Below are 12,904 nucleotides of genomic sequence, written 5' to 3' on the forward strand. Positions count from 1 at the left end.
ATTAAGTTAAGAGAATTTAGCAAACATGCCACACCTACGACGTTGGTGTTTGACGCGATTTTCATTTCTATAGATGATATTACATGCCTACGGCATTTTACCCCGATGGGGCTTTTGGGCGTGTATGGCCTTATTTTTTTCCTAACTTAATGACATTGCACAGCGAGGCTCAGTATATGGTGGATACACCGACCACGGCAAAGCTTTCACGTGAAACTAATTCTTTTTTTCTTCTTCTTTTTCTCCTTTATCTTTCTTTTTGAACAGTCCTTTGATGAAATTCCCGGTTTTTTTGATCACTTCTTTTGTTTCTTCCACAACTTCTTTACCGGTCTCTGCCGCGCCCATCAATTTTGCTTCTCTCTCTTTGCTGATACCTGCACATTGCTTAATACCCTCAAGCATACTTTGCCATAAAGTCTTAAAGAATGTATGTTCTGGCACACGCTTATAATTCACCTTCCCGATATGGTATTTCTCATTTGCATCCGGATTACTGTCATTGATCAGGATATTGTTTACCACAAAAGACAAGACTCCTTTTTTTGTTTTGCTCATCCCAGGATCCACTGCGTTCATCAAGTTGAGCTTCAAATGGTCATAATCAAACCTGAAATCACCCCAATTCCTATAATCATTGGCTTGGTAATTAAAGGATATCCCTCTGATATTGCCGGATTCAATCTGTGCATTCAACAGTGGTGTCAATATTTTATTGAATGCCGGTGCTTGCATTCTGCCCAGCGAACCCTTGTAGGTATGATATCCATCCTTGCTGAGCATATCAAACCCAAACTGTATTTTTAACAGTCCTGCATTCATGATTTTTGCCTGCAGATCTGCACGCATAAATTTGTCCTTTGCCAGGACAGTGCTGTCATTGGTAACATTTGTTAAGGTACCACGTGCATTATCGAAAGTTATGACTCCCTCTTTATTGAACTTGGCAGAATATTCACCATAGAGCACATCTACATTTTCCACAAAGACAGTATCAATTCGAATGAGTTGGTTTACTTTCATCAATTGCTGTTGTGGACCTTTTCCAATTTTAGAGCTTGATTTTTTAGGGTATCTCTTGTCATTATATAATGAAACCGAACCATTCTTGATCTGAACCTGTTCCGCCAAGGTTTGTTGGTTGTCGATAAGCTCTTTAAAATTGAGTTTTTCAAACCGTAGGGTGTCAAACTTCATGACCGCCATGGTTACATTTTGATTTTTAGCCTTAAAATAAGCAGCTTTGCTTATTTTAGGAGCATATTCAACTTTTGTCAACAGCACATTCTGATCTTGCGTGTTCAACAACAGTCGGTCAAATTTTGCTTTATAGATCCCATTTGAGAGGTCGTACTCAAACTTTGGCACTTCCACCTCCACCATCTTGGTATAGAAAAGTCGGGTTGTATCATGAATGGATGCTTGGTCAACCAAAACATCATGAACCTTAATTCCAATGCTATCGAGAACAATATCACTGGTTTTTCCTTCCTCAATCTTGGAGAACTTGAATTTGACATTATCGATATTGATGTCTCTTACATTGATGGAGCTGAATACATCCTTGATATTGTCGTATAATGTTTTTGTCTGTTTTGGCTGGATGGTATCATTATAGGCATGACGCTCAGACATCATATGGATGTCCGGTGATTCAAATATGATGTCTTTGATATAGAGCTTTCTGTTTTTTATAACATCCCATATATTAAATCGGCGGATTTTCAATGCAGCCAACTTGATATGATACCTGCTGTTTGGTGCTTCTTTTGCCAACACCATTCTATTGTAGACTGCAGAATCGGGAGTCAATTCCGCATTTTTCAGCGTAGCATTCCCCAACGTGATATTCAAGTCTAGGTCATCATATTTCAATGTATACAGCCCATTTGTTGATTTACTGACGGTTTCTTTCAGTTTAGTTTCTACAATAGGCTTCCAATTCCGGCTATAGTACCAGCCGACAACAAATACAGCCGCAATCAGTACGACAACAATTCCAATAATCCATTTCCAAATAGGTTTCATAAGTTTATAGACAACGATTTACCCCACTATATTTTAGGATTAACAATAATTTAGCCAAGAATGTTTACTCCTGATGAATTAAAACATTTGTAATCAGAATTACAAATTTTAACAAGCGAAATCTGCTTGAGTACCAGCTTTAGATTTGTTTAAAAACATTTAATATTCTTTCGAATGATTAATTAATATAAAATATTTACTTAATCTTCTGTTAACAAAGCTTATTTAATTTTAGCCTCTGAAAAACAAAAAAGAAAGGAGGGCAAAGAAAATCAATCTAGCCACTAAATCAAAACTAACATTAATAAACATTAACTAGCGCACAGATTTCTCTAAGCAGGAATTAATCAAAGAAATAATCAACCATCATAATTCAATCCTTAGCATTTAAATTTCAGGATTGATAATTTTTTTTACATGTCTACTATCCTAAAAAAAGGCTACTCAAGTTTTAACTTCGTTTTAAGTCTCTGTTTTATATTGCAGTTATTCTGCATCAAGAATTCCATGGGTTCCTCTCACGCTAATAGCGGTTCAGTATACCCCTCGGGCGAATTATTTGTTTACAATATTGGCTTACAGCAGACTGGTCGCGTCTCTGGTAATGTTACCAATAGTAATGGCAATCCGATTTCCGGAGCCACGATAAGTGTACCCGCATTGGGAATATCCACTTCCTCAAATAGTGCTGGAAGATACAGCCTAGAATTACCTTCAGGGGAACATACCTTGAAAGTAAGTTTTATATCCTTTGCAAGCCAAGAAAGGAAAGTTACGGTTTCGCCCGGTTCAACTCAAGAAGTGAATATTTCGTTATTGGAGAATAGTGACGACATCGATGAAGTTGTGGTTGTGGGTTACGGTACGTCAAAAAAAACTGACGTTACAGGATCGACGAGTACAATTTCTACCAAGCAGTTTGAAAATGCTCCAGCTACAAGAATCGATCAATTACTACAAGGTCAGGCCTCTGGAGTAGATGTAAAATCGACTAATGGCGCTCCCGGTGCTCCTACAACCATTAGGATCAGGGGTTCCCGATCTATTACCGCAACGAATGAACCCATATACGTCATTGACGGAATCGTGGATCCAAGCGGCACTAGTTTAAACTCCATCAACCCAAGTGATATCGAGAGCATCAATATTCTAAAGGATGCTTCGACTACAGCTATTTATGGTTCAAGGGCTTCCAATGGAGTAATTTTGGTCACGACCAAAAAAGGTGTAGCCGGCAGGGATATCGTTAGATTTTCGACAAACCAGGGGTTTTCCCAGTTACCTCGGAAATTGGATTTAATGAATGCTCGTGAATTTGCTGAGTTTATCAATGAGGCTTTAGTTTTTGGGAATAAACCACCTTTATATTCCAACATAGATTCATTGATTAATAAGATAGGCGATGGAACGGACTGGATTGATGCTGTTACGGAAACAGCTCCATTTTCCAGTTATGATGCTTCCGCATCTGGTGGTGCAGGAGGAGACCGAGGCTATACCTACTTTATATCTGCAAATCTATTGGACCAAAATGGGATCATCAAAAACACTGGATTCAAAAGATATCAAGGGAGGATCAATTTAAAGAAGAAATTCGGTTCCCGTATAAATATGGGTGTAAGCACAAATATCAGCAGAGAACAGCATAAGATAAGTAGTTTAAATTTTGGAACTAACACCGGTTGGTCATCTTCCTTCATTTTCTTACCTCCGACCATGCCTATTTACAAAGAAGATGGCTCCTATGAAACGTATAATCCGATCTGGTATACAGGTGGCCACATCAACAATCCGGTTGCAGTATTGGACAAGGTGAAAAATGAAAGGGCAATAAATAATATCTTGACCAATGCTTATTTAGAGTTTGAATTGTTGAAGGATCTGAAATTAAAATCCACCTTAGGTATTAATTTCATCAATCAGCGCGGAAATTATTATAGTCCGACCGACATGCCTCAGAATGTTTTCAATAACACTTTGTTTGGTTCTGCCAATTCGGATATCTATAACACCCTTGGTTTAATCAACGAGAACACTCTAAATTTCAAGCGCAGCTTTGGAGAGCATACTCTGGATTTATTGGCGGGTACCAGTTATCAGACTAAGCGTGTGGATCGTTTATATGGAGCCGGCAGTAATTTGACAAATGATATTACGCAATATAATAACTTAGGGTTGACGGAGCTACAATTCCGTGGTCTTGCCTCAGGTCTGGATGAGAATACGATCATTTCATTTTTGGGCAGGGCGAATTACAATTATGGCGGCCGCTATTATCTTACATTGACGGGCCGTGCCGACGGTGCGTCTAATTTTGCTATGGGCAAAAAGTGGGGCATTTTTCCGTCAGGTGCGGCAAAGTGGCGGATTTCGGAAGAATCTTTCTTTAAGGAATCAGAAATAAAGGAAATTATTTCAGAGCTTGCAGTAAGGGCAAGTTATGGTATTTCCGGGAATCAGGGAATAGCCAACTACCAATCTCTAGCTTCCCTGCCTTCCAATCCAAATTCCTATATATTTGGAGGTCAACAGACCCTTGGATATACTCAGGGAAACTTAGCAAACAAAGATTTAAGCTGGGAGACTACGGCACAATTTGATGCTGGCTTAGACATGCATTTTTTCAATGGCCGGATTAACTTGACTGCGGATTATTATGACATGAAAAGCCGTGATTTATTGTTGACTGTTCAATTACCCTCACAGACTGGATATACGAGTAGGTTGATCAATCTTGGGCGGTCTCAAACCAAGGGGTTTGATTTTTCATTATCAGGCGAGGTATTGCATCAGGGAGATTTCAGCTGGCAGGCAAACCTGAATGTATCGACCAATAGTCAACAAGTAACCGATATTGGTCCGTTGAGCAAGGTTTTTCTGGATGCAGGAATAGGTTATGGAGTGACGACAAGTTATCTTCAGAAGGGATATCCTATCGGGGGAAATTTCGGGTTGGAGTATGTTGGGACTTGGAAGAACCAAAAGGAGATCGATGCGGAACTTGCAAAACCTATTGAGGAAAGGGAGTTTGTTTCACATAATAGCCATTACCTTCCTGGCGGGCAGAAGTATCGGGACTATAGTCCGGATGGTCAGATCAACATCAATGATTATCATTATTTGGGGCAGGCCAATCCCAAGGTTTTTGGCGGAATTGGAAGTTCCTTTAATTATAAAAGGTTGAGCATGGATGTCTTTTTTCAATTTAGCCAAGGTGCCAAAATGTACAACGCTATGGAATTCTTCAACGGTAGTGGGTCCTCCCTGACCAATCAGTTTCACTATTTTGTGGACCGTTGGTCTCCTGAGAATCCAACATCAGAAATTCCAAAGGTTGAATCAAGGGACAATATAGCAAGCACGAGATTATTGCAGGACGCATCCTTTATCAGGTTTAAATCTGCTCAGATCCGATATTCCCTTGGCGGATTGATCCTCCCTCATATTATCAAGGATATGGATGTATTTGCAAGCGGCACAAATTTATTTCTATGGACAAAATACCGTGGTTTTGACCCGGAGGTAAACAGCAGTGGTGGCAGTTCCACCATTATTGCAAATGACAATGGAAATTATCCCAATGGCCGAATAATCACATTTGGAGTCAACTTAACACTTTAATGAAATCAACTAACTATGAAAACAACATCTAAACTATATAAAATCGGAGCATTTTTAGCTCTTCTATTAGGGAGTGCCTATTTAACGAGCTGTGAAAAATCATTGGATGAGGAGGCTAAGACCTTTATCAATCCTGACGATTTCTTCAGCAATGAAACGCAATGTATCCAAGCAGTCAATGGAGTTTACGAAACATTATATGACATCTACAGTTCACCGGATTATTGGCGGATGGTAGATTTAGGCACTGATGTTGCGTACTCGAAGGATGTCAATTCGTCGGTTCAGAATTACGAATACGGATCAGGCAATACAGGCACGGGCAATTTATGGTTGAATGCCTTTGCGGGCATCAAGAATTCCAATTTGGTCATTAGCAGAGTTTCGAAAGCCCCTATTGATGGTGCGATAAAAGACCGAGTTATCGGGGAGGCCAAGTTTTTAAGAGCTTTGTATTATTTCAATTTATCGAATACTTTCGGTGCAGTCCCACTATGGACAGATGAAATCGTTATAGAATCAATCTCATCCTTAGAGCGAAGCAGCTTAGAAGATGTTAGAAAACAGATCGTCAAAGATTTGAGTGAAGCAGAAGGAGTGTTGCCCCTGTCTTATCCGGGCAGCGATGTAGGGCGAGTAACTAAAGGAGCGGCCCAAACCTTATTGGCCAAAGTTTATCTTTACGCTAAGGATTGGAAAAATGCCAAGGCAACAGCCGAGAAAGTAGTGAATTCGGGCACTTATTCACTTATGCCGGATTATTCACAACTATTTGATGTTAACACTGGCTTTAAGAACAATCAAGAGTCTATTTTTGAGGTTCAGTATCTGCGTGAGCCCACTTCAAACAAGAATACCCGCACCCATTCTATGATTTCCTATTATATTCCACAGAGGGATGCTGGCAAAAGCACCTATGCCGGGGTCGATTTCGGGAAATTGGTGGTTGATGGTTGGAGTGTATTTTTGCCAACAGCCAAACTGGTAACTATGTTTGAGGCAGGTGATAAGCGTAAAGACATTGTTTTGGGCTATGGGTTTAAAGATCAAAAATTCACGGCTTTCCCTAAACCGGGTTATCCATGGTTTGGCAGTAAATTCTGGGATTTGAACGCAAAAGGGCAAGCTTCGGGCAAGGACCTATATGTCCTTCGTTATGCAGATGTATTACTTATGCTTTCAGAAGCAGAAAATGAATTGGGAAATATCAGTGGAAGTGTTCAATGGATGAACATGATTAGGGAAAGAGCAGGACTTCCAGCTTTGGCAACTAGTACAACAAAAGCGGAAATCAGCGAAAAGATATTCAGCGAAAGAGCCATTGAGTTTGTTGGCGAATTTCAACGGAGGTTTGACCTCAACCGCTGGGGCAAGTTGGTAGAAGCGGTAAAATCAGTGGCTGTAGACAATCCAATTGGAGCTGCAAAGGTCAGACCATATCATCAATATTATCCTATTTCTCAAGACGAGATTATTAAAAATCCAAATCTTAAACAGAATGATGGGTATTAATATCTAGCCTTCCATTAAGAATATTTCATAACCCTTAGATTCCCCAGCATGTTTGTTGGGGATTTTTTTTTGAATTATTTAATTCCTATTATTCTCATTATTGTAGATACTGAGGTAGCTATCATATCTTGACGATTCTATTTCACCTTTTTCGAGTGCTTCAAGGACTGCGCAGCCCGGTTCGTTGATATGCCTGCAATTATGGAATTTGCATTGGTTGAGGAGCATTCTCATTTCGGGGAAGAAGTGTGAGAGCTCTTGGGGTTCTATATCTACGATTCCGAGTTCTCTGATTCCGGGCGTATCGATGAGCTTCCCTCCAAATGGAAGGTCTATCATTTCGGCGAAAGTGGTCGTATGCTTTCCTTTATCCGACCAATCGGATATATTGCCGGTTTTGAGCTCCAACCCGGGGATCAAGGCATTGATCAATGTTGATTTTCCAACTCCGGAGTGGCCTGACACCAAGGTGATTTTATCTTTTAAGACCTGTTTGAGGTCTTCGATATTTTGTTTTTCTAGGGCGGACACGGTATAGCATGGGTAGCCTAGGGTCTCATATATATCGACATATTCGGCCAATATTTCCAGTCCTTCATCAGAGAAGAGGTCTAATTTATTGAATACGATTCCGGCGGGGATGGAGTATGCTTCCGCAGTTACGAGGAATCGGTCGATAAAGCCTGTTGACGTTGGTGGGGATGCCAATGTAACGACCAATAACGCAAGATCTAGATTAGCACCGATGATTTGAGTTTGTTTGGAAAGATTTACAGAGCGGCGTATAATATAGTTTTTGCGGGGCTCCAGCTTGGTGATTACAGCACTCTGCTGTCCTAGTTCCACTTCAAACTCGACCCAGTCGCCCACAGCGATTGGATTTGTAGTCTTGATACCGTGGGTTCTGAACTTACCTTTGATCCTACATTCATACCTAATCCCCTTTTCATCCAAAACCTGGTACCAGCTACCTGTTGATTTAGTTACTATTCCGCGCATATCTGTTTTCCATATATTTTAAAAATACAAGCTCCTGACGCAAAAATGGAAAAAAATAATTAATCTTTAGGTCTATTTGATTTTGTTAACTTTGTTATACAGCTAAAAAACTGAGAATTTGAAAAAGTTATTTCTTTTAGACGGGATGGCACTGATTTATCGTGCCTATTTTGCATTGAGCAAGACTCCACGTATTACTTCATACGGACTGAACACAGGTGCTATTATGGGTTTTACCAATACGCTACTTGAAGTTTTGAACAATCAAAAGCCTACGCATATAGCTGTTGTATTTGATACGGCAGCACCTACCAATCGACATTTAGAATTTGAGGCCTATAAAGCCCAGCGTCAGCAGATGCCGGAGGACCTTGCAGCTTCTATTCCTTATATATTCAGGCTTATCGAAGGGTTTAATATCCCCATTATCACCATGGATGGTTACGAAGCTGATGATATTATAGGGACTTTGGCAAAAAAAGGCGAGAAACTGGATTATACAGTTTATTGTATGACACCAGACAAGGATTTTGGGCAATTGGTTTCGGAGAATATCTTTATATATAAACCTGCCCGTATGGGTAACGGTGCGGAAACATTGGGTGTTCCCGAGATATTGGAGAAATGGGAAATCAACCATGTCCATGAGGTGATTGACATATTGGGTTTATGGGGTGATGCGGTCGACAATATCCCGGGGATACCGGGCATTGGTGAAAAAACCGCCAAAAAGTTGATTCAGGAATTTGGGTCGATAGAAAACCTGATCCAGAACACCGACAAGCTCAAGGGCAAGTTGAAGGAAAACGTGGAGAACCATGCAGAACAAGGATTGATTTCAAAGAAGCTGGCGACGATCTTATTGGATGTTCCGGTGGATTTCGATGAGCAATCCTTGGAGTTAGAGAAGCCTAACAAAGATGTTTTGGAGCCTCTTTTTGTCGAACTGGAGTTTCGGACCTTAGGGAAGCGCGTTTTTGGAGATGACTTCAGCATGGTGGACAATGCCAATCCAAAAGCAGGACAGATGGATCTATTTGCCGTCCATGAGGATGGCAACCTTGCTGGTGCAACTTCTTCCCAGACTACTGCAAGCACAGAACCGGTAGTATTTACAAACATCCACAATACCAACCATGAATATATTCTGTTGGATACCGAGGAGAAACAAAGGGAATTTGCAGAACGGTTGAGTAAAGAAAAATCATTCTGCTTTGATACGGAAACCACGGGTTTAGACGCTTTACAGGCAGAATTGGTTGGTTTTTCTTTTAGTATCAAGCCACAGGAAGCATATTATGTCCCGGTTTCTGCAGATCCGGCAGAGGCTCAGAGGACTGCCGATATTTTCAAGGGGGTTTTGGAAAATGAGGAGATTGAAAAGGTAGGTCAGAATTTAAAATACGATATACTGTTGCTGTCAAGGTATGGCATCGATGTTCGAGGCGACTTTTTTGACACGATGCTTGCCCATTACCTGATTGATCCCGACACTAGGCATAATATGGATTTTCTTTCGGAGACCTATTTGAACTATACACCGGTTTCTATTACAGAATTAATCGGCGGAAAGGGCAAGAATCAAGGCAATATGCGGGATGTGGAGATTGAATTGGTGAAGGAGTATGCATCTGAGGATGCTGACATCACGTTACAGCTTCGCAACAAGTTTGCTCCTCTTTTAGAGGACAGTTTTACCCATGATTTGGCGAAAAAGGTAGAGTTTCCATTATTGAAGGTTTTGTCTACGATTGAGCGGAATGGTGTTAAGATCGATGTTGACACCTTGCAATTGTTTTCGAAGGAGATTGAAAAAGAGGTAAAGCAGTTGGAGCAGCAGATTTACGAGAAGGCTGGTGTTTCCTTTAACATTGCATCACCCAAGCAGTTGGGTGAAGTTTTGTTTGACAAATTGCAATTGGACCCGAAAGCGAAGAAAACTAAAACAGGCCAATACAAAACTGGTGAGGATGTATTGTTGGCTTTGGCCAACAAATCTGATATTGTACAGGACATCTTGGATTTCAGGCAATTGCAGAAGTTGAAATCGACATATGTCGACTCTTTGCCAAATTTGATCAACCCACGTACGGGGTTGATCCACACTTCTTATAACCAAGCTGTTGCTGCCACAGGGAGATTAAGTTCTACCAATCCAAATCTACAGAATATCCCTATCCGTACTGCTCGGGGTCGGGAAGTCAGGAAGGCATTTATCAGTAGGGATGAAAACTGGACTTTGTTATCTGCGGATTATTCTCAGATCGAGTTGAGGTTGATGGCAGAACTAAGCCAGGATGTGAATATGTTGGAAGCCTTTAAGCAAGGTTTAGATATTCACAAAGCCACTGCGGCCAGGGTTTATGGCGTAGAGCTGGAGGATGTCAGTTCGGATATGCGTAGAAATGCCAAGGCCGTAAACTTCGGGATTATTTACGGTCAGTCGGCATTTGGTTTATCCCAGAACTTGGGCATCAGCCGTAAGGAAGCTGCAGAGATCATAGATCAATACTTCAGTCAATATACTGGAATTCGGAAATACATGGGTGAGGTAATTGAATTTGCGAAGGAGAACGGCTATGTTGAAACTATCTTGAAGCGCAGACGTTATTTAAGGGATATCAACTCTGCGAACATGACGGTACGGGGATTTGCGGAGCGCAATGCGATCAATGCCCCTATTCAAGGTTCTGCAGCAGATTTAATAAAAATCGCGATGATCAATATTCAGAAAGATATTGAGGATAGAGGCCTTGAAGGTAAAATGATTATGCAGGTTCATGATGAGCTTGTGTTTGATGTTCCGAACCATGAGATTTCCGTTTTCAAGGAGATCATTGAAGATCGGATGAAAAATGCGATTGAACTTCAGGTTCCGATAGAAGTAGAGATTGGTGAGGGCAAAAATTGGCTGGAAGCACATTAATGAAAAAGGCAATTGGACTTATTGGATTTATCATTATGTTCCTGTGTGTTTATTCTCAGGAGCAAAAGCAGGTTTTTTTTGAATCCGCAGGCGATAAATTGGTAAGGTTTTATTTTGATGAAAATTATTACTTAGTTGACAAGAACTGTGAATTCAAAAGTATAGAACGATTAGCTGCCTTTGATGGTTCAACTAATAAATACATAGGTTCGTTTACGGATTTTGACCTTAATGGCCGGCCCATTCTTGAGGGAAACTATGTAAATGGTGAACGGTCGGGTTTATTCAAGGCTTATCATCCGAATGGCTCCATAAAATGGGAGTGTAATTTTTCGAACAACTTGCCTTCTGGCGAATGGCGATATTATTATCCGGACAGCAAGTTGATGATGGTCGTATTGTTTTCTCCCGAAACGGCTAGGATCATGGAGTTTTACGATACTCGAGGTAGAGCGGTTGTGCATCAGGGGAACGGTCGATTTGAGTTCAGGGTTCCTGTGCAGGGATATAATCCTTATGGTTATCCATTTGTCAAGCAGAAAGGCAAGCTCAAGGATGGTGTTCCTGAAGGTTATTGGCAGATTTATTACGAGGCAGATAAGATTTCGGATTTGATCGCTGAAGAAATGTATTCTAAAGGAGTTTTTAAATCTGGGGTTGACCTGATCAACGAAAGGGAGTATGAGTCTCCGACTTTCAGTCTGTTGCCGGTGGAGAAATTCTTCAGGGCGGAGCGCTTAATCTCCAAGAGCTGCAATTATGATGAGATTGCGGGGTATATAGATTATTTGATGGATCAGCTTTCCGAGCCATTCATAACGTATGAACCGAAGGGGACAATCGATGATGAATTTGAATATAAAGTTCAGGTAAGCAAAGAGGGTTCTCCATCAAAACTAGAGGTGATTGATGACGTCCCTAAAGAAATAAGTAGGCCATTTAAATATATATTGACAACTATTGAACGTTACATTCCTTCGTTTGTAAATGGTGAATATATTGAAGATGAACTCCATATCAAGGGTAAGGTGGCTATTAATGCTGCGGGGAAGATTTATTTTCACAGCATTTCTATCCAAAGGAAGAATGAACAATAGGACATTTATATAGATTATTTATATTTGCACAAATTATAATTCATGAAATTTCACAAAGAAGGCTATACCAGTTTAGCAATAGTAGTATTATTTATTTTTATAATAAATGCCATTGCTCATTATTATGATGCAGGGGATACTGTGAAATGGTTAGTTTATATTGTTTCTGGTTTTTTACTGCTTACGATTTTACAATTCTTCAGGAGTCCAACAAAAAAGATTACCATTGATGAGTCAACGGTTTTATGTCCTGCAGATGGCAAGGTTGTGGTAATTGAGGAAACGGAGGAGACGGAATATTTGAAAGATCGTCGGATTCAGGTTTCGATTTTCATGTCGCCTATCAATGTACATGTGAACAGAAATCCTATTTCAGGGGTTATTTCCTTTTTCAAATATCATCCAGGCAAATTCCTTGTTGCTTGGCATCCCAAATCATCGACAGACAATGAGCGCACGACGGTTGTTGTGAAGAACATTTCTGGTGTTGAGGTTTTATTTCGTCAGATAGCAGGAGCTATGGCAAGGAGGATTGTATGGTATGTGAAAGAAGGCCAAGAAGTTCAACAAGGGCAAGAGTTCGGTTTTATAAAATTCGGTTCACGTGTGGATTTGTTTCTGCCTCTAGATTCCAAGATCAATGTTAATATCGGGGATAAAGTGACCGGTGGTAAGACGATTATCGCTGAATTCAATAAATAAACATAGGCAATCCCTAAAA

The 12,904-nt window shown here is 40.4% G+C and carries 7 protein-coding genes; 5 read left to right on the top strand and 2 right to left on the bottom strand.

Features of this window, described 5'->3' with window-relative positions:
* Window positions 1-216: 216 nt before the first annotated feature.
* Window positions 217-2,028, bottom strand: a complete 1,812-nt coding sequence (locus tag CRT24_RS06900) for a hypothetical protein (protein ID WP_099370505.1) — start codon at window positions 2,026-2,028, stop codon at window positions 217-219.
* A gap of 417 nt (window positions 2,029-2,445) precedes the next feature.
* On the opposite strand from CRT24_RS06900, the gene CRT24_RS06905 reads away from it, so the two are divergent.
* On the top strand, window positions 2,446-5,649 hold the full coding sequence (locus CRT24_RS06905) for a TonB-dependent receptor (protein WP_099370506.1): 3,204 nt from the start codon (window positions 2,446-2,448) through the stop codon (window positions 5,647-5,649).
* Window positions 5,650-5,664: 15 nt separating this feature from the next.
* Window positions 5,665-7,161, top strand: a complete 1,497-nt coding sequence (locus CRT24_RS06910) for a RagB/SusD family nutrient uptake outer membrane protein (RefSeq protein WP_099370507.1) — start codon at window positions 5,665-5,667, stop codon at window positions 7,159-7,161.
* A 78-nt stretch (window positions 7,162-7,239) separates the two neighbouring features.
* Here the strand turns inward: CRT24_RS06910 and rsgA are convergent, their stop codons facing one another.
* Entirely contained in the window at window positions 7,240-8,160 is a 921-nt protein-coding gene (gene rsgA / locus CRT24_RS06915; RefSeq protein ID WP_099370508.1) for a ribosome small subunit-dependent GTPase A, read from the bottom strand.
* Window positions 8,161-8,278: 118 nt separating this feature from the next.
* Here rsgA and polA point away from each other — a divergent pair, with 118 nt between their 5' ends.
* The 3 genes from polA to CRT24_RS06930 are packed head-to-tail and all read left to right on the top strand — an operon-like array spanning window position 8,279 to window position 12,885.
* Entirely contained in the window at window positions 8,279-11,086 is a 2,808-nt protein-coding gene (gene polA / locus CRT24_RS06920; protein ID WP_099370509.1) for a DNA polymerase I, read from the top strand.
* A complete protein-coding gene (locus CRT24_RS06925) occupies window positions 11,086-12,183 on the top strand; it encodes a toxin-antitoxin system YwqK family antitoxin (protein WP_099370510.1) in 1,098 nt (365 codons plus the stop codon). The genes polA and CRT24_RS06925 overlap by 1 nt, the downstream gene beginning before the upstream one ends.
* Window positions 12,184-12,225: 42 nt before the next feature.
* Window positions 12,226-12,885 carry a phosphatidylserine decarboxylase family protein gene (locus CRT24_RS06930; RefSeq protein ID WP_099370511.1) on the top strand — a complete coding sequence of 220 codons (660 nt, stop codon included), beginning with the start codon at window positions 12,226-12,228 and terminating at the stop codon, window positions 12,883-12,885.
* Window positions 12,886-12,904: the final 19 nt, after the last annotated feature.

This window comes from Sphingobacterium sp. 1.A.5 (assembly GCF_002734235.1).
GTDB lineage: Bacteria > Bacteroidota > Bacteroidia > Sphingobacteriales > Sphingobacteriaceae > Sphingobacterium > Sphingobacterium daejeonense.